Raw genomic sequence first — 19,927 nt, 5'->3', positions numbered from 1 at the left:
TGTTCGGTTAATCGACGCTGATGGCCATGCCGTCGCGTTGCGGATCGGCGGCACCTGCGGAGAGTCCGTTATCGATGCGTATTCCGTGCAGCGCGGCGAAGGCATAGGTCTGCGGCGAACGCACAACGTTGTAGCCTTCGTGGGTCAGTTCGTCGACGACGGAGCGGCGAATGCGGTTGCATATGTCGATCGAATTCGAGACGCCTACTAAACGTGGCGCTGATACGGCTTCGTGAATCCCCATGCCATAGTCGATCATGTTGATGAGGCCCTGTGCCACCGTTGGAGCGATATAGCTGCCGCCCGGAGCGCCGATGACGATGATCGGCCGGTCGTCTTCGAACACAATGGTAGGAGCGGCAGAACTGGCGCGGCGTTTTCGAGGTGCGATAGAAGCGGGCTTGCCTGGCCGAGGATCAAATCGTCCCATTAGGCCGTTGTACATGAAGCCCAGCCCATCCGTAATGGCACCCGACGGGCTGCCCAGTGAATGCGTCATGGCGACGGCATTGCCTTCCTTGTCGATGACAGAAATATGCGTGGTGTCGCGTTGGGATAGATCCAGCCGTTCGACATTTGCCCGTTCCCCACGTTTGATTTCATCGGCGAGTGCGGCCGCATGCTCTTTCGAAAGCAGTCTTTCGACGGGCACATCGACATACGCCGGATCGCCCATGTGAGCATCTTTGTCGATGGTCATGCGCTTCATGGCTTCGAAGAGTGTACGTACGTATTCTGTCGATCCGTGCCGCATGCTGGCAATGTCGAAGTTTTCCAGAATATGCAGCAGTTCAATCATCGGAAAGCCCGAACCAGGAGGTGGGCTGGAGGCAATACGTTTTCCGCGGTAACTGCCCCATACGGGTTCAGCACGGCTGACGTTGTATTGAGCGAGATCGTCTTGTCCGATCAGCCCGCCGTGGCGTGCAAAATCCGCAGCAATCTGCTGGGCGATTTCGCCGTGATAGAAAATATCCGATGAACCGCTTTGCGCGATACGCCGCAGCGTGTTCGCCAAATCCGGATTTCGCAGCCGATCCCCTACGCGGCGTAACGAACCGTCTTCGTGAAAATAAACCCGGCGCCCCGTTTCCGAATAGCGTAGTTTGTCTACAGTGTTGATTTGTCCATCGCTGCTTTGGTCTTTAGCCCAGTACCAATGCATGTGCGGGCGTATCATGAAACCCTCTTCGGCGTATCGAATCGCTGGCTGGATCAGATCGGCCCAATCCCAGGTGCCGTAATCTCTCAACGCGGTTTCATAACCCTTGAGCGCACCGGGTGTGCAGCAGGCCAAATAGCCGATTTCAGAGATGTTGTCTTTAAGGATGAAACCGAAACCGTCGCGGCTTTGCCCAATCAGTTTATCGAGCCACATGTCAGGCGTCGCTGCAATGGGCGCCAGCGCGTAAAACTCGAGCATTTCATGTACACCGCGCTTGGGCATATAGACGTGCATTGAGCCAAAGCCTCCGATGCCCGTCATCTGCGGGTCAACCACGCCTTGCACGAAAGCGCACGCAAGCGCGGCGTCTATCGCATTGCCTCCGCGCTCAAGAACGGCCGCGCCTGCTTCGACTGCTTCAGGCTGTGGGGCAACAATCGTTGCGTTGCGATTCATGCACGCTGCTCCTTGAGTACTCGGGCGAGAAATTTTTTGACATGACCCAGCACTTTGAGTCGATCATGCGAGACGCCAGGAACCTCATCAAAGGTCACCTTGACGCCGGCGGCTTCGAAAGATTTCTGCAGCGAACGCAACCGTTCAGGACGCGTCGAGCCTGGATCGTTGGCGCCATCCATGTAGTAAATGGACCCGGGTTTGTGGGTGATTTCCCATGTCTCCAGATCCAGGGCGCCGACCACCATCTGGACGGGAACCTTTGCCAATGCATCTATATTTAGCGGATGGCCAAATTTTTCGGTGAAATCGCGGGTGCCGATCCACCAATCCTTTTCAGGATTGAGCAGCGTTACGGAGCCGGGGGCTCCTATGCTTGCGGCCCAGAGTTTTTCAGGATGCAAGAGGGCAAAACGATGCGTGAAATGGCCACCTCCTGAAAAGCCGAACATGGCAAATGTGGACCAGTCCTGCCCGTATTTGGTGGCCATTTCGTCGACCATGGACAATACGATGTGATCGTATCGGATGTCTCCCTCGACCATATATTTATAGCCAGATCGAGCGCCATCTCCGCGGACATTGATCGGAAAAATGGGACACAAGATGGCGCAGTCGTTGTACAGCCCGAACTCTGCGAATCCATCTCGAAACTCGATCGCCGAGGTGCGTCCCGTACCATGGACCGCGACCAGCAGATCAACTTTTCGGCCTTCCGCGACGGTAGGGGGGACATACAGCAGCATGTGAAATCGCGGATCTGCAGTCGATGCGAAAATGGCCGTCTCGCCATAGTCATAAAAGGCGCGCGCGCGTGCGGCGGCCTCGCTTGTGCCAAGCTCTTGCATAGTTACTCCAACGGAAAATTCTGACGTATTGCGGTGTTCGCGCAACGCCGCAGGGGAGGCCGGGATCGCCTCCCACTGATTCGTTCTTATGAATTATTTTTGTGTAGCGTTTGCGGGGCGTACTTCGTAGGCCATGGTGTACTTGTCGCTTCGAGGCGTGAAAGCGATCGCTTTGCTCGCACCCATCACCACGTTCTCATAGTGCATGGGCAGCAGCCAATGTTGGTTGAACGTCAGCTCCGATACCTGTTGCAACAGCGGTTCTCGCGCGTCGTCTTTCAGGCTGGCCGTGGCCTGATCAAGCAGTTTGTTTATTTCCGGAACATTGACACCGCCGCCGTTATAGCGGCCCGTGCCTTTTTCTTTGTCCAGACCCGCTACGAGCGCTATCGCGGGGTTTGATACCTCACCCGTATTGACACCCCATGACCCTAGAAACATGGAGTAGTCGCCGTTGGCGTATTTGCCCGCATACACCGACCAAGGCACAACTTGAACTTTGGTTGCGATGCCGATGCGCGATAGCATTTGTCCTACTGCCTGCAAAACCTCGCTATCGTTCACATAACGGCCCGATGGACCATGAATGGTTAATGCAAACCCCTCGGGGTAGCCGGCTTGTGCCAAGAGCTCCTTGGCGCGGCGAGGATCATATCCGACTGTCTGTACTTTTTCCGAGTGTCCAAAGAAGCCATTGGCGACGAATTGGTCGGCAACCGTACCGTTTTTCTGCATGATGCGATCAACGATGGCGGGACGATTGATAGCCAGCAGTAACGCCTCACGAACGCGTGCGTCTTTGAACGGGTTTTTCTCCAATGGTGAGCCGTCTTTCGCGGTGGCAAACGGGGTCTTGTCCTTGGAGACATCCATGCCGAAATAAACGAAGCGCGTAGACTGGCCACGGATGATTTGCAGCTTATTGTTGCTCTCGACGCGGCTGATACCTTCGGCAGGCAGGTTTTCGATCAGATCCAGGTCACCAGAGAGCAACGAAGCCAGACGGCCGCCATCGTCGGTCGCCATGCGCAGGGTGACTTTGCTCCATGGTGCAGGGCCCTCGAAATAGTTGTCGTTGCGTGCCAGAACGATGCGGTCGCCCGGTGTGTACGACACAAATTTGAACGGGCCGGTCCCCACAGCTGCTTTCCCGCTCTCGAAGTCTGCCACGCTGGCCTTTGCGTATTGCGAGCTAATGATGTGAATGCGGCTGAGCGAATTCAAGAGCAGAGGGTCGGGCGTAGACGTTTCTACAACAACGCTATAGGGGTCTTCGAGCGTGACGTTGGCGATATTCCGGGTGTAGGCGGCAAACGCATGCGAGGGCTTATCTCTCGCACGCAACAGGGATGCGACAACGTCTTCTGCATCGAACGTCGAGCCGTCATGAAAGGTCACCCCTTTGCGCAGCTTGAATCGCCAGTGCGTGTCGTCGATGACTTCCCACGATGTCGCTAGCTGAGGCTTATTTTCCGCACGGCTTCCACGGTTGATGAGACTGTCAAAGATGTGACGGTTGGCCGCATTGTTCGGCGAATTGGAGTCCTCATGCGGATCCATGGTGGTGACGGGCGCCGCCATACCGATTGACAGCGTGGCGTCTTGCGCCATGGACGGGGATGTCAGAGAAACGAGTAATGCAAATGCTGTGCCGGATACGAGTCGGCGGGTCATCGCTTTGATCAATTCTTACTCCCTTGGAAGGCTGGCATCAGGCCAATGGTCAGTCTGGGTTTTTGTCGCTGCGGGGTGTTGAAAGCGGGTGATGAAAACAAAGGATTAGCTATATGTCAATGCAATTTTGTTATGTGTTTTATCTAGTAAAACAGCTAATATGGCCGCCAAATAGGAGATGAAGATCGTATGGCTGACGATAAATATACGGTTGAATCAGTTGAAAAAGCCTTTGATTTATTGATGACGGTCGCACGTATGCCGCGATCTGGCGTGACAAAACTTGCGCAGAAAACGAACCTGGTCAAATCGAGAGCCTATCGTTTGTTGCATACAATGGAACAACGGAAAATCGTCAAGAGAGACGAAAACAATGGTTATGTGCTGGGCGACGCTATGCTGGTACTGGGTATAACGGCCAGTTCTCAGATTGATTTGATCCGGCTTGCCACACCCATCTTGGAAGAGCTATGCCAACGTGTGAACGAAACGGTTCAGTTGCGTACGGCAGATGGCTTTGATGCTTTGTGCATTGCTAAAGCCGAGCCATCGAGAGACTTGCGTGTGCATGCCAATGTGGGGCGTAGACGTCCCTTGTATGCAGGCTCGCCAAAATGCTTGCTGGCGTTTAAGTCTCGGGAGTTTATTGACCGATGCATACCACAGTATCCGACGCCGCTCACGGATCTCACACCCAAGTCGAGATCTTTGATCCTGGATGAGTTAGCCAAAATCCGTAAACAGGGTTATTGCGTCAGCAGGGGCGAAGTCAGCGATCATCAAGTGTCGTGTGCGGCTCCTGTGTTCGCTATAGACAACTCTATCGTGGCTTCCATCCACGTGGTGGCGCCCGCGTTCAGAATCGGAGAGCCCGAGTTGCAGCACATCATTCATTTGGTAGTGGCGGCCGCACAGCGTTTGTCTGCCGGGCTCGGTTGGACCAAAGGGTAGCGGCCGCTTGCAGTGTGGTCACCCCAGCTTGGTCAGGAATGGCTACCCGCCTGTTTTGGACGCTTCAGTGGGAGTCGCTGGTATTTGAAGAGCCGATCAGAGGCCGTTGAGTGCGAACCCGATCCAGGTCTTCGCATAGCTTCTCGGTTACATCGATCAAACGCGGTCCAGGCCGATATAACGCATCGGCATCCACACTGAATACATAGCCCAGCTGTGCAGCCGGCAACCCATGCCGCTGCCAGGCTTGCAGATTGCTGCGAGCGTCGTTGGGGCCGGCCAACCCAGCGACTACCGCGTCCGGCCGCGCAGCCAGCACGCTTTCGAGCGAAATCTGCGGTGCCAGTGTATTTGTTTCTGCAAAAACATTGATGCCGCCGCATAGGCGTAGGGCATCGCTGACGATACTGCGACCGTTCAGGGTGTAAATCGGCTGCAGACCGGCTTGAATGAAAACGCGCACAGGGGCGAGATGTGTGTAACGGGCGGATAGCGCGGCCAGCCGGGCACGCAAAGCCTTGGCCGCAGGAACGGCCTGCGCCTCGGTGCCGAACAGGCTCCCCATGGTTTCTACCGCCTCGGGAATCTCGGCCAAGGTGCGCGGGTCGCTGTAGAACACCGGCACTTTCTGGCGTTGCATGAGATCTCCCAATGGATCAGGAACCGCCGGCTGCCAGGCGATCAGCAGGTCGGGTTGCAGCGCTGCTGCGATTTCCAGGTTCGGTCGCAGTGTGGTGCCGATAGAAGGCAGCGCGAGGGCTGCAGGGGGGTAGTTGCTGCCCTGGGCGGTGCCTGCGAGATAGGCACCTGCGCCAGCCGCGTAGACCAATTCTGTTGCGTGAGGCGCGGCCGTGATGGCACGCCGCGCGGGTGCGGTGAGTGTGATCGTGTGGCCGTGATCATCACGCAGTGTGATCGCTGCGTGATGCGCCGTCGTCGCAACGTGTGTGGGGGCCGTCGCCGTCTGTGATGGTTCCGATGCCCCAGCGGACACTGCGGCGAGACAGAGCAGCGTTGTGGCCAATGCCCGCCCGTCCAGGCCGAGGGTCTTGGCGGCATCAGGAACGGGCAGGGCGTGTTGCATCAGTAGCGGATCGTCAACGACGCCTGGACGTTGCGGCCCGCAGCCGGATAGAGGTTATACGCGCCCGTGGCGCCGGTGCTGCCCGAGCGGATGCCATAGGTCGCGTATTCCTTGTCAAACAGATTGTTCACGGCCAACGTGCCCGAGATGTTCTTGGTAAAGGCATAGCCGACCTTGCCGTTGACCAGGAAATAGTCATCCAGCTGCTTGTCGAACTCGTTGGCCTGGTCGTTATCCATGCGTGCTTTACCCACGTATTGGCCGGACAGGCTGATGAACAGCTTGTCCATGGGGCGCCAGGTGGCGCCCAGGTTGGCCATCCATTTTGGCACCAACGGCACAGTGTTGCCGGCCAGGTCCACGCCAGCGGCGGTGCCAGAACGGAATTTAGCCTGCATCCAGGTGACGTTCGCGTCCAGGCTCAAGGTCTTGGTCAGATCGTGATGGCCTTCCAGTTCGATCCCTTGGCGGCGCGTCGGATCCAGATTGACGTTGGAGAAACTGATCGGGTTGTATTGGATCTCGTTGGTCAGGTCGTAGCGATACCAGGTCAGGCGAGCGCTGGACGTGTCCGATTTCCACAAAATGCCCAGTTCCTTGTCTACGGAGGTCTGCGGCTTGAGCGGGGTTGCGACATACAGCAGTTCGTCGGAATTGGCGAAACGGAAGCTGCGGCCGACTTTGCCGTAGGCGCTAAAGCCCGCGCCGAGCTCCTGGCGCAGGGCTAGTTGCCAGGCTCCCAGATGGCGTGTCTCGTCGGAGTTGCCGCTGTAGCCTGACAGGGTTTCCAACTGATCGTTGGCATATTGGCGACGGCCGCCCAGGGTGATACGGGTCGTGTCAGTGGCCTGGATTTGAGCTTCGGCAAAGAACCCGTGTTGACGTTGTTTGGCGCGCCACTGGTCCGGCATGGGTGAGTACGAGTACAGATTGGAGGCGTCCAGGCTGCTGTCGAGCATGTCGGCGCCCACGATCAGCGCGTGTTTGCCGGCAATCGGCAACTGATAGCGAATGCTGCCGGTGGTTTCGCCCAGATCTTGCTCGCGGGTCGTGTCGCCGTAGCTGGATCCCGTGAAGCCGGTCAGTGACTTGTCGCGTTGATTCAGGTCGGCATACAGGGTGCCCGTGCCCAGGCGCTGTTCGATTTGCAGGCCGAACGCATCTGTTTGGGTATTGACGTAATCGTCGGGCGTGGACGTGCCGCGCGGGTCGTCCTCGTACTCGTTCAGGCCTGTGGCAGGGTCAACGCGGCGCGGGCCGGGCAGGCCGAGTTTCTGCGTGGTCGTTCGGGCATAGAGACGGATCTCGCCATCGTCGTGATGAAAAGCCAGGCCGATACCGCCACCGTCGCGGCTTTCGCGGTTGTTGTCGCGGTAGTTGTCGGTGCGCAGCGTTTGCCCGTAGACGTCGACGGTCACATGTTCGTTTTGCAGGCTGATGGCCGCATCCAATTGGTGCAGGCCATAATTGCCTAGCGTGCCGGTGACGCTGGCCGAGACGGGTTGGCCGTCGGGATTGCCGCGCTTGGTCAGGATGTTGATGACACCACCGGTCGTGCCGCCGCCATATTGGACTGAACCGCTGCCGCGGACGATCTCGATGCGCTCAATGCGGTCCAGCGGCACCGTGCCCAGCGAGGGTGCCGACAGATCATTGTTGTTTTGCGGTACGCCGTCGATCAGGATCAGGGTGTTGCTGAATCCGGCAATGCCAAAGCCGCGCAGGTCCACCTGTGCTTGTGCCGCCGCGCCTGTGCTGTTGATCACGTGCACGCCGGCTTGGGTGGACAGCAGCTCTTGTACCGTCATGGCGCTGCTGGTACGGATTTGTTCCTGGGTCAGCACGGAAACCTGTACGGGTTGATCGCGGGCCTCGGTGGGCACCCGCGAGGCCGTGACGGTGACGGTGCTGAGCTCTGGGGCTGCGGCCGCGGTGGATATTTGGTCTTGTTGTTGGGCGGCGGCCAGAGCGGGCACAGCGCAAATCAAGACGCCGGCTGCATGCCGGAAAGGGCGGGATTTCATCAGACAAGCCTCGGTTTGACGCGCGACCCCGCACGTCGTTCACGGTAATGGGCCGCACAGGGCGTCCCGGTGGGTGAACTGGCCGGTGTCGGGCTGCCATGCGGCGCGATGCACGCATGGGGACCGTTGCGGGGGCAGCACAGGCTGGGCGCGGCGCGCCTTCCTGTTTCCCGTTTACCTTCGGCACGCATCGCGCGCCAGAAGCACCAGTTCGGGCCGCACTGTAGCATTCCAAGGCAAAAAGCGACCCATTTTGTTACCATCAAGTGTCGGTTTTCGGGCATTTTTTGCCTTTTCGCCACATTTCCGAGATATTTCCGTGTCGTATCCCCGCCTGCCTTATCCGCCTTCCTCCTATACCCGAGGTGGTGATTTTGCCCGCCTGCTCGGCGAGCGCATTCTGATCCTGGACGGTGCGATGGGCACCATGATCCAGCGCTACAAGCTCGGCGAAGCCGATTTCCGTGGTCAGCGTTTCGCGGATCACCACAAAGATCTAAAGGGCGATAACGAATTGCTGTCGCTGGTGCGGCCGGACGTCATTGACGAGATCCACCGCCAGTATCTCGAGGCAGGCGCCGATGTCATCGAGACCAATACCTTTGGCGCGACGTCGATTGCGCAGGGCGACTATGACTTGCCCGAGCTGGCGTATGAGCTGAATCTCGAGTCTGCAAAACTCGCTCGTGCGGCCTGTGATGCCTACAGCACCCCCGAGCGTCCGCGTTTTGTGGCAGGTGCGTTGGGACCTCAGCCGAAGACCGCGTCGATCTCGCCGGATGTGAATGACCCCGGTGCGCGCAACGTGACGTTTGACGAGCTGCGCGTCGCCTATATCGAGCAATTGAATGGCTTGTTGGATGGCGGCATCGACATTGTGTTGATCGAGACCATTTTCGACACGCTCAATGCCAAGGCTGCCATTTTTGCCGTCGAGTCCGTGTTCGAGGAGCGCGGCGTACGCTTGCCTGTCATGGTCTCGGGCACCGTCACAGACGCGTCGGGCCGCATTCTGTCGGGCCAGACCGTCGAGGCATTCTGGAATTCCGTGCGCCATGCGAGACCGGTCACGATCGGATTGAACTGTGCGTTGGGTGCGGCGCTGATGCGCCCCTATGTCGCCGAGCTGTCCAAGATCTGCGATACCTACGTCTGTGTGTACCCCAACGCTGGTCTGCCCAACCCCATGGCGGAAACGGGCTTTGACGAAACGCCGGCCGATACCTCGGCATTGCTCGAGGAGTTCGCGCGCGCCGGCTTGGTCAACATGTCGGGCGGCTGCTGCGGTACGACCCCTGACCATATTCGCGCCATCGCCGATAAAGTCACCTCGCTGACCCCGCGCGTTGTGCCCGATATTCCCGTCAAGACTCGCCTGTCGGGCCTGGAGCCGCTGAACATCGACGAGGAATCCCTGTTCGTCAACGTGGGTGAGCGCACCAACGTCACGGGCAGCAAGATGTTTGCGCGCCTGATTCGCGAGGAAAAATACGACGAAGCCTTGGCCGTCGCGCGTCAACAGGTAGAGAACGGCGCTCAGATCATCGATATCAACATGGACGAGGCCATGTTGGATTCGGCAGCGTGTATGCATCGCTTCTTGAATCTGATCGCGTCCGAACCTGATATCTCTCGCGTACCCATCATGATCGACAGTTCCAAATGGGAAGTCATCGAAACGGGGCTGAAGTGCGTGCAGGGCAAGCCGGTCGTGAATTCGATCTCCATGAAAGAGGGCATCGATATCTTTCGTGCGCATGCCCGTCTGTGCCGGCGCTACGGCGCGGCTGTCGTGGTGATGGCATTCGATGAACAGGGGCAGGCCGATACGCTGGAGCGTCGCAAAGAGATATGCGGGCGCGCCTACAAGATTCTGGTCGAAGAAGAGCAGTTTCCGCCCGAGGACATTATCTTTGATCCGAACGTCTTTGCCGTCGCGACGGGGATCGACGAACACAATCACTACGCGATGGATTTCATCGAGGGTGCGGGCTGGATTCGGAAAAATCTGCCTCACGCGCGTATCTCGGGCGGCATCTCGAACGTGAGCTTCTCGTTCCGTGGCAACGAGCCGATGCGCGAAGCCATTCACACGGTGTTCCTGTACTACGCCATCCGCGAAGGCCTGACGATGGGTATCGTCAACGCGGGTCAGTTGGGCGTGTACGCCGATCTGGACGGCATCCTGCGAGACTTGGTCGAAGACGTCATCCTGGATCGTGAGCCTCCCGTGGGCAAAACTGATCCCGACGATGAACGCACGCCTACTGAGCGGTTGGTACAGTTCGCCGACACCGTCAAAGGCTCGGGCGCCAAGAAAGAAGAGGATCTCGCCTGGCGCGACGCTCCTGTGCAAAATCGCTTGTCGCATGCGTTGGTGCACGGCATCACGACGTTTATCGTCGAAGACACCGAAGAAGTCCGGCAACAGATCGAGGCCCGCGGCGGCCGTCCCATCGAGGTGATCGAAGGGCCGTTGATGGATGGAATGAATATCGTCGGCGACCTGTTTGGTGCCGGCAAAATGTTCTTGCCGCAAGTGGTGAAGTCCGCACGCGTGATGAAGCAGGCCGTGGCGCATCTGATTCCCTTTATTGAGGAAGAAAAGCGCCAGATTGCGGCGGCCGGCGGTGATGTCCGAGCCAAGGGGAAAATGGTGATCGCCACTGTCAAAGGCGACGTGCATGACATCGGCAAGAACATCGTTTCCGTCGTGCTGCAATGTAATAACTTTGAAGTCGTCAACATGGGCGTGATGGTGCCCTGCGCGCAGATTCTCGAGAAAGCCAAAGAAGAGCAGGCCGACATTGTGGGCCTGTCCGGCTTGATTACGCCCAGCCTCGAGGAAATGGCTTATGTGGCTTCGGAAATGCAGCGTGACCCGTATTTCCGCGATCGCAAAATTCCGTTGATGATTGGCGGTGCGACGACCAGCCGCGTCCNCACGGCCGTGAAAATTGCGCCCAATTACGATGGTCCCGTGATCTATACCCCCGATGCCAGCCGTGCCGTGGGGGTGGCCGCCAATCTGGTTTCCGACCAGGCGCAAACGTATATCGATGAGATCGCGCAGGAATACGAGGAGGTCCGTCGCCGTCATGCGAATCGCAAGGCCACGCCGCTGATCTCGTTGGCCGACGCACGTGCCGCGCGTCCGCAGATCGACTGGGCCAACTACACACCGCCGCGCCCGAAATTCATCGGCCGCCGTTCCTTCAAGAGCTACGACCTCAGCGAGATCGCCAAATATCTGGATTGGACGCCGTTTTTTCAGACCTGGAGTCTGTTTGGGCAATTTCCGGCCATTCTCGAGGACAAGGTCGTCGGCGAGCAGGCGAAAAAGGTTTATGCCGATGGGCAGGCCATGCTCAAGCGCATCATCGATGGCCGTTGGCTGACGGCTAATGGCGTCGTGGCGTTTTATCCTGCCAATACAGTCAATGACGACGACATCGAAATCTATACCGATGAGTCGCGCAGCGAAGTGCTGTTTACTTATCGCAATCTGCGTCAGCAAGGCGTCAAGCGTGAGGGCGTCAGCAATAAATGCCTGGCGGATTTCATTGCGCCGAAGTCCAGCGGCGTGGCGGATTACATCGGTATGTTTGCGGTGACCGCGGGCTTGGGAATCGAAAAGAAAGAGGCCGAATTCCAGGCGGCGTTGGATGACTATTCGAGCATCATGCTCAAGGCCATGGCAGATCGTTTGGCCGAGGGATTTGCCGAGTGTCTGCATGCGCGAGTGCGTCAGGATCTGTGGGGCTATGCGCCTGACGAGGGCTTGTCCAATGACGACATGATCGCCGAGAAATATGTGGGCATCCGCCCGGCACCGGGATATCCAGCTTGTCCGGAGCATGTGGTCAAGACCGATATGTTCCGTGTGCTGGATGGGGCGGATATCGGGATGACCTTGACCGATAGCTATGCGATGTATCCGGCGTCCAGCGTGTCCGGGTTCTATTTCAGTCATCCGCAGTCGCAGTATTTCAACGTGGGGACGATTGGTGAGGATCAACTGGCTGATTACATCGCGCGTAGTGGGCGGGCTGAGGAGGATGTTCGGCGGACGCTGGNTCACACTGTCGGCACGCTAAGGCTTTGAGCCTATAGCCCGTCGCAACGCCTTTCAGGAGGTCCGCTGACCTCCATCTGTGCTTAATTTCTACGAACGGGATCGCCAAGCGGAGTATGCGCTCCGTTGGGTAGTTCGTTGGTACGTGCTGTACTGGGAAAGCGTCCGAAATTGAGGCAACAAGAACTTTTGCGACGGCATGAGAGCCTCGCTGGGATAGTATTTACTTAGTTGATCAAGTCTGCTGCGATCGTGACTGCCTGAAAACGTCATAAATACTCTCCCTTTCAGAGCGATGGCGGGTGCCGTTCTTCGCCATACGCCGGGCTGCTTGTCTGCCAGTCTTTTTACCGTGTATTGATGCGCTTTTCGATGTCGGCTTCAGGAGGGGCGATTCATGGAGCTTATGCATAGTGTCTCGTCGCGGATTGCGTCTGCCATCTATTCGAACGAGCCGCGATTTCCGCCCGGAACGAAAATTCCAAAGGACGAGGTTTTTCATGCCGTAAGGAGAGGCGATGTTGATGGCCTTTCTTATCTGCTTGATCAGTGTCAGGTCGATCTGACGGCCATCGACGATGACGGAGAAACGGCTCTTCATCTGGCAATTTCGATAGGCCGAGATGGGATCGCGAAGTTGTTACTGGAAAAATGTGGCGATGCCCCCCTGATCCTCAATGCGTTAGATCGAGAGGGGTATACGCCATTAATGCGTGCTTCGGCAATGGCGAAAGTAGATCTGATGCAAGCCTTGGTCAAAAAGGGAGGAGAAACGAATATCAGCGCGAAGGTACTCTGGGAATCTTTCGGCATGCCGATGCTGCATCCTGATATTGCCGCACCACAGATACTGATCGAAGCTGAAGGCGAGCTATCGAAAGCGTTTGTCATTGCCCTCATTCGATGCAACATATTGGCGGCAGAGTTGTATTTTTACGCCGGGGCAAGCACGTCGTTCGCCCTGGAACAGCTTGTTAACCGGCATGATGTAGGGCCATTGCAATTACTGTTAGTTCACCAATGGGCCAGCAAAAGCGAAGTGGTGACCGCTCTGGGAAATGCCTTGCAATCGGCTAATACGAGAGCTGCAAAAGTGTTAATTCCAGCGGCGGCTGTAGACGTACTTGACCTTTGGGTGACTTGCGCCCGACACGGTGAGCTGGAGAAAGTGAAAACCCTGCTCAGTGCTGTCAAGGGATTTCAATGTCGGGCGGTACGGGCCTTGCTTGAAATGAAGAATCTGGCCGAGGCAGAAAAGGTAGCGGCGTTACGCGTACTGATACGGGGAGGCGCGATGCTAACGGCTACTGGAGTGATTGAAAGAGCCGTCTTCAGGGGTGATTCGGACGCGGACGTGAGATCTTTGATTAATGCCGGAGCGTCAACGATCGACTTGCTCATGAAACTGGGTAGACACGGTGATAGAGGAACGGCGCAAAGATTGATCGGTTATGGGGCCAATCCCTTCGCGGCCATGGATAAGTTGATTCAGGATGGCGAGCAAGATGCGGCAAACGTGCTGGCCGTCGCCGCCGCGTGGCAGTTATGGGGGCGGAATCAACCACGGGAACATCCGCACTCCAGCCCCAGCTAATGGACTGAGCCGGTTCGACAGGAATCGATGCGATTCAGGATCTGTCGAGGGTGTTCAAGCGGGCGCTGACCTCATTCGGGATTTGCATGCATAGGCTGTGGCACTGTTGCATGACAAAAGATCTCTCGAGCTACATTGGCCTCATGCCACGGAATGCGTAGGCATTCGGTAGATGCACCGTCAAAGAAATGCACTACGCATCATCGTCGCAGGCCTCAAACGCAGCCAAGCAGATCTTCCAAACAAGCACCACGCCACCCCTCCCGCATGCCCAGACCGATCGCTTGAGGTGGGCGCGCAGGGCGCGCGCCGAAAGCAGCGCCGTAAGATCTTCTTCTTTGCCAACGCGGCTGCAAAAAAACGCCAAGCAAGACAGTCGTGTCAGCGATGCAGAGAATGCTAATTGTCGCTAGTCGAGCCGAGGCAATCGGCCCGGCCGGGCGCCTCAAAGTCGAGCGAGCAGCCACCGAAGGNAGCGCGAAGGCGCGGACGAGGTGAGCGAAGCGGTGTCCGGCCCCCGCGGGCCGGACCGNCTTTGTGAAGCCCGGCCGGGCCGATTGCCTCGGCTCGACGTCCATAAGCACGCCACCCTCCCTGCAAACACCGTTAACGCCCCGCCGTCTCCAACAACGTCTTGCGCGCCTCAGCATATTCGTACGCCAGTTGTTCCACCAACGCATGAGTAGGCAGAATCTCCTGCACCGCTCCCACGCCTTGGCCCGCGCTCCAGACATCCTTCCACGCCTTCGGCCGTGTCGTCTTGTCCATATTGACCGCGTTACTATCCTTGCTATTCAGTTGTTCCGCATCCAGCCCCGCAGCCGAAATGCTGGGGATCAGATAGTTCGCCGGCACACCGGAAAAGAAGGGCGTATACAGCACATCATCTATCGTCGCCTGCAACACCATCTCGCGATAGCGGTCCGGCGCCAGCGATTCATTTGTCGCAATAAAGCGTGTGCCGATATAGGCCAAATCACATCCCAATGCCTGTGCAGCCAGCACATCTTTCCCATGACTGATGCAACCGGACAGCACCAAGGGCCCGTCGTAAAACGATCGGATTTCGTTGACCAGGGCGATGGGGTTGAGCGTGCCTGCGTGTCCGCCCGCGCCCGCCGCGACGAGAATCAAGCCGTCCACGCCGGCATCCAACGCCCGCCTTGCGTGACGGACTGTGGTCACGTCGTGAAAAACCAGGCCACCGTACGGACGCACGGCTTGCACCACGGCATCGGGTGCATGCAGGGATGTGATGATCAACGGGACGCGATGCGCTACGCATGTTTGCAGATCTGCCTGCCAGCGTGCATTCGTAGGGTGCACGATCAGATTGACACCATAGGGGGCGATCACGGCATCGGGATGTGCCGCCCGATAAAGCGCCAATCCTTTCTCAATCCGCGTGAGCCAATCCGTCAGGGCTTCCTGGGGTCTGGCGTTGAGCGACGGAAACGTGCCGATGACGCCTGCCGTGCATTGAGCAATGACCAGATCAGGTCCCGACACCAGAAACATGGGGGCGCAGAGAACAGGCAGGCGGGTCGTGGCTCGCAACGATTGCAGGGCAGACATAAAGGGATTGCTCCAATCAGGATCAGTTATTTTTGAATGTTGGCGGTCTTGATGACATCGGCCCACATCGCGTATTCGCGCTCAATACGAGCTTGTACAGCCTGGCTGTCTCCGTCGTCGACGGTATAGCCACCCTCGGTCATGGCTTTGCGGAATGAGGCATCTTGTGAGACTTCTTTCAACGCTCGCGCCAGCCGTGTCTTGATGGCATCGGGCAGCTTGGGCGGAGCCATCAGGGCATACCAGCCGACCACCTCATAGTCGGGCAAACCGGCCTCGATCATGGTCGGCACATCGGGCAGTTCGGGATTACGCTCACGCGAGGTCACGGCCAGGGCCCGGGCCTTGCCGCTTTTGATAAAGGGAATTGCGGTGCTGGTGATATCGAACATAAAAGTGATCTTGCCGCTCACCACATCCATCATCGCAGGCGAGTTGCCGCGATAGGGCACGTGCAGCATCGGGGCGTCGGCCTGCTGTTTGAGTAGTTCGGCTGACAAATGATTGGATGCGCCCACGCCGGCCGAGCCAAAGCTCACAGCAGTCGGGTTTGCTTTGGCGTAATCAACGAGCTCGCCGACCGTTTTGGCGGGAATCTGCGGACCGATCAGCAACACATTGGTGTAGTCCACCACCATGCCGATTGGCGTGAAGTCCTTGCGAGGATCGAACAGATCGCTCTTTTGTACCAGCGGCGAAATCGTCAGCGTCGGGCTGGCGGCGAAGCCCAGGATATAGCCGTCGGGCGAGGCCTTGGCAGTGGCGTCCGACGCAATCATCCCGCTCGCACCAGCGCGGTTTTCAACAACCACGGTCTGTCCCAGTTTGTCGCCCAGATACTTCGCAAAAACGCGTGCGGTGGTATCGACCGGGCCGCCCGGTGCGTAGCCGACCAACAGGCGCAGCGGCCGGTCTGGATAGGTCGCTGCGTGGGCGGCAGGAACGGCAGCGCATAGCGATACCGCCAATGCGCCAGCCTGCAAGAGGGATTTGATCGGCATGGTTTGTCTCCTTGGTGTATTGTTTTGTGCGGGTTTTTCAGGTGATTTGCGCAGCCAGTTTTTCCCGCAATGGCTGCTTCAGGATCTTGCCGCTCACTGTCGTGGGCAGCGTATCGATGGGGATGATGTGCGCCGGCCGTTTATAGGGCGCGAGTTCGCTGCGCAAATGAGCGCTCAACGCATCCAGATCAATTGCCGTGCCTGGTTGCGCCTCGATAAAGGCCACGACCTGTTCGTTTTGGTCGGCTTCGAGGCGTCCGACCACCGCTGACAATCGCACGCCAGGAAAGGCGTTGATCACAGCCTCGACTTCCGCTGGATATACGTTGAAGCCCGAACGAATGATCAGGTCTTTGGTGCGTCCGGCAATAAAAAGCGCGCCGCTGTCGTCGATCAAGCCGATATCACCGGTGTTGAGCCAGCCGCCAGGCAGCAGCGCCTTGGCAGTTTGTGCGGGATCGCGGTAATAACCCAGCATGACGCCGGGGCCGCGCACGAGAATATCGCCGCGCTGGCCTGGGACCGGCGGCTCCGCATCAGGAGAACCCAATCGCAGCTCCACGCCCTCGACCGCATAGCCCGTTGCGCAGTCATTGCGGGGGGCATCGATATCAGTGATGAATAATGAGCCGGCATACTCGGTGATGCCGTAACCATGATGCATGGGTTGTCCAAAATATCGTTCAGTGTCGCGCTTGAGCGTGGGGTCCAACGCCGCACCGCCGGTATACACATAGCGCAGACGCGGCGCATGTACAGGCTGGCTGGATGCCATCGCCAGTAATCGCGTGAACATGGTGGGCACACCTTGCAAGACACTCAAACCCGGAGACGACAGAGCACGCAGCACATCTTGAGGATCGTATTTGCTGCGCAGTACCAGGCTGGCACCCGCCTGGACCGTAGCCATCAACACGGTGGCAATGCCGAAAATATGGGACATCGGTAATGCGGCGTAGCCGATGTCGCTCGGCCCGAGGCGCCGAGATGTGGCCGAGATGCGGGCGAAGTGCAACAGACCTTTGTGCGGCACCATGACGCCTTTGGGCGCGCCGGTAGTGCCCGAGGTATAGATGACGGTGGCAACCTGATCTACCAGTTCGCCCGTTTCTGCATCCGGAGCGTTGCTGGCGCGAGTCCATTGATTGCCATTGCCCCAGACCTCTGCATCCAGGGCCTGGGCGCCGGCTGCTTGCGCATGCGCGGCCGCCGCAGTCGAAATATGGCTGGTATATAGCGTCAACATCGGCTGAGCATGGCTCAGAATCACGTCGACTTCGCGTTGGCTCAGACGCGCATTGAGCCCGACGGGCCAGGCCCCTACGACACTGCAGGCGAACAATGCCTGAATCATCTGCGCGCAATTTTCCCCGACTACCGCGACGCGATCTCCACGCCGTACGCCTTGAGCGATCAGCCATTGGCTGGCTTGCTCTACGTGTTGCCACATCTGTCCATAGCTCAATGTGGTTCCCGCCTCTTCATACAAGAAGACAGCGTCGGGTTGTTGCGCCGCCTGGAGCTGCAAGAGCTGATGAATGCGTGTGAGCGGGGACGATGAACTCATGACTTCTATGGATATCCGGAATGAAAACGATGGCGAAGCGCGGTGATAGCATCGGCGACACGCACGGCAGGACGTGACAACACGGCCCCGCCGCGCGTGAGGAACCTACAACGTGTCAGCGGTGCCGAGGATCGCTGTGGATTGGCTGGACAACGTACCGCCATTGCCGTGTACCAGAGCAAGCTGCGCGCCGTCGACCTGGCGCGCACCGCCTTCGCCACGCAGTTGCCGCACGGCTTCGATCATGATGAATACGCCATACATGCCGGGATGCACGCAGCACAGTCCGCCGCCATTGGTGTTGACGGGCAGCCGTCCGCCCGGCGCGATCGCGCCGTTTTCGACATAGGCGCCGCCTTCGCCTTTGGCGCAAAACCCTAGATCCTCCAGGAACAAGATCGTATTGATGGTGAACGCGTCATAGAGCTCCACGACGTCGATGTCGGCGGGACGCAGACCGGCCATCGCAAATGCGCGTTGACCGGATTGCTGTGCAGCCGTCACGGTCAGGTCTTCCATGGAAGAGATTTGACGGTTCCACACGGCCGTCGCGTTGCCCAGGACGTACACGGGCTTCTTCGGCAGATCGCGAGCACGGTCGGCACGAACCAGCACGTAGGCGCCCGCGCCATCGGTGACCAGGCAGCAGTCGCGCACGGTCAGGGGGTCAGAGACCATACGCGATGACAGGATCTCGTCTAGCGTCGTGGGCTCTCGCAATTGCGCTTCGGGGTTGCGTTGTGCCCATTGATTGGCCGCCAGAGCAACATGTGCGAGTTGTTCACGCGTCGTGCCGTATTGATGCATGTGCCGGGCCGCGGCCAAGGCATACGAGCTCAGCGGACTGAGCGGATCGTAGGGCGTTTCGTAGGGTTGCGGATCGAAGTTCTTGCGCACGCGTCCGATTTCCGCGCGGCTCAACGTAGAGGTGCGCTGCGTGCTGCCATAGCACACCAGTACGGCGTTGCATTGTCCCGACGCGAGCGCCTGCAGGGCCGGCATCAGATGGGCGACGAAGCTGGACCCGCCCAGCATGGTGCTGTCGATGAAGGTAGGGCGGATACCCAGATGCTCGATGACGGGCATGGCCCACATGGTGGCAGCGACGCTAGCGGTGCAGATGCCGTCGATGTCGCGCATCGTCAGGCCGGCATCGGCGACGGCGCGTTGGGCCGCCTGCACCAGGATTTCCATTTCGGTATAGCCATCGGCGCGGCCCAGGCCAGCGTGGCCCACGCCCGCGACAGCCACGGCGCCGCGCAGTTGTTGTAAATCGCTCATGCTGCCTCCTGCGCCACAAAGACGACCAAGCCTTGATCTGGTTGCTGTCGCACCTCGGCTCTCACTGCCATGCCGATGCGCACGGCATCGGGGGGGATGCCCTCTACGCGGCTCATCATCCGAACGCCTTCTTCCAGGTCGATGAGGGCGACGTTGTAGTCACCGCCGGCATCGGCTTTGCGCCGCACGACGGTCGTCGAATACACGGTGCCGCGGCCGCTGGGGGCTTCCCAACGTAGATCTGGCGCGCCGCAATGAGGGCAGATCATGCGGGGGTAGAACACGGCCTGGTGACAGGCAGTGCAGCGTTGAATCTGAAATTTTCCCTGGGCAAGGGCTTGACGGTACTGCTGGTCGGCGCCGCTGGGGGCGGAAGTATCGGGTGTGGTGGCGGTCATTTTTCGGTTGCTGAAGATGATGACAGTGTGGGCAGTGTCGGGGTTGTTGGCTGGGATGACTATTCTTCATTGCCGAAGCAGGGGTTTTGTGCAGCGGTATTCTTGTTCAGTGGGATGGTTGCTTTGTTTTGCTGGCTGAGGGGATCTCTATTGAGACGTCCGTGACGGGTGCCGGGATGCCGCGTCGGCCCTATCGCAACGGCTCGGCGCAAGACCAGGCGCCGAGGTCCCCTT

Annotated in this window: 12 protein-coding genes, 2 pseudogenes and 1 riboswitch; of the genes and pseudogenes, 4 read left to right on the top strand and 10 right to left on the bottom strand. The window is 58.4% G+C overall.

The features are described from left to right. Nucleotides 1–7: 7 nt before the first annotated feature. The 3 genes from ggt to ACNA0J_RS24340 form a co-directional block, all read right to left on the bottom strand. Entirely contained in the window at nucleotides 8–1,621 is a 1,614-nt protein-coding gene (ggt, locus tag ACNA0J_RS24350) for a gamma-glutamyltransferase (protein WP_415821480.1), read from the bottom strand. Continuing rightward, complete coding sequence (locus ACNA0J_RS24345) at nucleotides 1,618–2,469, bottom strand: alpha/beta hydrolase (RefSeq protein ID WP_415821479.1); 852 nt, start codon at nucleotides 2,467–2,469, stop codon at nucleotides 1,618–1,620. The genes ggt and ACNA0J_RS24345 overlap by 4 nt, the downstream gene beginning before the upstream one ends. Before the next feature lie 93 nt (nucleotides 2,470–2,562). After that, the gene (locus ACNA0J_RS24340) at nucleotides 2,563–4,143 is read right to left on the bottom strand and encodes an ABC transporter substrate-binding protein (protein WP_415821478.1); all 1,581 of its coding nucleotides are present in this window, start codon (nucleotides 4,141–4,143) and stop codon (nucleotides 2,563–2,565) included. 189 nt (nucleotides 4,144–4,332) lie between these two features. Here ACNA0J_RS24340 and ACNA0J_RS24335 point away from each other — a divergent pair, with 189 nt between their 5' ends. Next, nucleotides 4,333–5,094: an IclR family transcriptional regulator gene (locus tag ACNA0J_RS24335; RefSeq protein ID WP_415821477.1), complete on the top strand. Its 762-nt coding sequence runs from the start codon at nucleotides 4,333–4,335 to the stop codon at nucleotides 5,092–5,094. 64 nt (nucleotides 5,095–5,158) lie between these two features. On the opposite strand, the gene ACNA0J_RS24330 is transcribed toward ACNA0J_RS24335, so the two are convergent. Together ACNA0J_RS24330 and ACNA0J_RS24325 are read right to left on the bottom strand one after the other, a co-directional pair. Beyond that, nucleotides 5,159–6,178, bottom strand: coding sequence for an ABC transporter substrate-binding protein (locus ACNA0J_RS24330; RefSeq protein ID WP_415821476.1), 1,020 nt, complete (start codon nucleotides 6,176–6,178; stop codon nucleotides 5,159–5,161). Next, the gene (locus ACNA0J_RS24325) at nucleotides 6,178–8,202 is read right to left on the bottom strand and encodes a TonB-dependent receptor (RefSeq protein ID WP_415821475.1); all 2,025 of its coding nucleotides are present in this window, start codon (nucleotides 8,200–8,202) and stop codon (nucleotides 6,178–6,180) included. The genes ACNA0J_RS24330 and ACNA0J_RS24325 overlap by 1 nt, the downstream gene beginning before the upstream one ends. 63 nt (nucleotides 8,203–8,265) lie before the next feature. Next, a riboswitch (cobalamin riboswitch) is annotated at nucleotides 8,266–8,428 on the bottom strand. A gap of 93 nt (nucleotides 8,429–8,521) precedes the next feature. On the opposite strand from ACNA0J_RS24325, the pseudogene metH reads away from it, so the two are divergent. The 3 genes and pseudogenes from metH to ACNA0J_RS24310 all read left to right on the top strand — a co-directional run. After that, nucleotides 8,522–11,144 (top strand): annotated as a pseudogene (gene metH / locus ACNA0J_RS24320) (methionine synthase); the annotation flags it as partial. Nucleotide 11,145: 1 nt separating this feature from the next. Beyond that, a pseudogene (locus tag ACNA0J_RS24315) lies at nucleotides 11,146–12,278 on the top strand (vitamin B12 dependent-methionine synthase activation domain-containing protein); the annotation flags it as partial. A gap of 396 nt (nucleotides 12,279–12,674) precedes the next feature. Next, on the top strand, nucleotides 12,675–13,871 hold the full coding sequence (locus ACNA0J_RS24310; RefSeq protein WP_415821474.1) for an ankyrin repeat domain-containing protein: 1,197 nt from the start codon (nucleotides 12,675–12,677) through the stop codon (nucleotides 13,869–13,871). 606 nt (nucleotides 13,872–14,477) lie between these two features. Here the strand turns inward: ACNA0J_RS24310 and ACNA0J_RS24305 are convergent. From ACNA0J_RS24305 to ACNA0J_RS24285, 5 genes are all read right to left on the bottom strand, one after another. Beyond that, complete coding sequence (locus tag ACNA0J_RS24305) at nucleotides 14,478–15,446, bottom strand: NAD(P)H-dependent flavin oxidoreductase (RefSeq protein WP_415821473.1); 969 nt, start codon at nucleotides 15,444–15,446, stop codon at nucleotides 14,478–14,480. A 26-nt stretch (nucleotides 15,447–15,472) separates the two neighbouring features. Next, nucleotides 15,473–16,447 (bottom strand): Bug family tripartite tricarboxylate transporter substrate binding protein, encoded by a 975-nt coding sequence (locus ACNA0J_RS24300; RefSeq protein ID WP_415821472.1) that lies wholly within the window; start codon nucleotides 16,445–16,447, stop codon nucleotides 15,473–15,475. Between the two features lie 37 nt (nucleotides 16,448–16,484). Next, nucleotides 16,485–18,014 (bottom strand): class I adenylate-forming enzyme family protein, encoded by a 1,530-nt coding sequence (locus ACNA0J_RS24295; RefSeq protein ID WP_415821470.1) that lies wholly within the window; start codon nucleotides 18,012–18,014, stop codon nucleotides 16,485–16,487. A 105-nt stretch (nucleotides 18,015–18,119) separates the two neighbouring features. Further along, a complete protein-coding gene (locus ACNA0J_RS24290) occupies nucleotides 18,120–19,295 on the bottom strand; it encodes a thiolase (protein WP_415821469.1) in 1,176 nt (391 codons plus the stop codon). Next, a complete protein-coding gene (locus ACNA0J_RS24285) occupies nucleotides 19,292–19,693 on the bottom strand; it encodes a Zn-ribbon domain-containing OB-fold protein (RefSeq protein WP_415821468.1) in 402 nt (133 codons plus the stop codon). Before ACNA0J_RS24285 ends, ACNA0J_RS24290 begins: the two co-directional genes overlap by 4 nt. Between the last annotated feature and the right edge of the window lie 234 nt (nucleotides 19,694–19,927).

This window comes from Bordetella tumbae, assembly GCF_965139195.1.
Taxonomy (GTDB): Bacteria; Pseudomonadota; Gammaproteobacteria; order Burkholderiales; family Burkholderiaceae_B; genus Bordetella_A; species Bordetella_A tumbae.
Note: the sequence above shows the minus strand (reverse complement) of the source record. Positions and strands in the feature narration are given on the sequence as shown.

Bases quoted from the DNA above. Each gene is read 5' to 3' on its own strand.
- ACNA0J_RS24290 (WP_415821469.1), bottom strand. From the start codon at position 19,295: ATGAGCGATTTACAACAACTGCGCGGCGCCGTGGCTGTCGCGGGCGTG.
- ACNA0J_RS24330 (WP_415821476.1), bottom strand. From the start codon at position 6,178: ATGCAACACGCCCTGCCCGTTCCTGATGCCGCCAAGACCCTCGGCCTG.
- ACNA0J_RS24300 (WP_415821472.1), bottom strand. From the start codon at position 16,447: ATGCCGATCAAATCCCTCTTGCAGGCTGGCGCATTGGCGGTATCGCTA.
- ACNA0J_RS24340 (WP_415821478.1), bottom strand. From the start codon at position 4,143: ATGACCCGCCGACTCGTATCCGGCACAGCATTTGCATTACTCGTTTCT.
- ACNA0J_RS24345 (WP_415821479.1), bottom strand. From the start codon at position 2,469: ATGCAAGAGCTTGGCACAAGCGAGGCCGCCGCACGCGCGCGCGCCTTT.
- ACNA0J_RS24305 (WP_415821473.1), bottom strand. From the start codon at position 15,446: ATGTCTGCCCTGCAATCGTTGCGAGCCACGACCCGCCTGCCTGTTCTC.
- ACNA0J_RS24335 (WP_415821477.1), top strand. From the start codon at position 4,333: ATGGCTGACGATAAATATACGGTTGAATCAGTTGAAAAAGCCTTTGAT.
- ACNA0J_RS24310 (WP_415821474.1), top strand. From the start codon at position 12,675: ATGGAGCTTATGCATAGTGTCTCGTCGCGGATTGCGTCTGCCATCTAT.
- ACNA0J_RS24325 (WP_415821475.1), bottom strand. From the start codon at position 8,202: ATGAAATCCCGCCCTTTCCGGCATGCAGCCGGCGTCTTGATTTGCGCT.
- ggt (WP_415821480.1), bottom strand. From the start codon at position 1,621: ATGAATCGCAACGCAACGATTGTTGCCCCACAGCCTGAAGCAGTCGAA.
- ACNA0J_RS24285 (WP_415821468.1), bottom strand. From the start codon at position 19,693: ATGACCGCCACCACACCCGATACTTCCGCCCCCAGCGGCGCCGACCAG.
- ACNA0J_RS24295 (WP_415821470.1), bottom strand. From the start codon at position 18,014: ATGAGTTCATCGTCCCCGCTCACACGCATTCATCAGCTCTTGCAGCTC.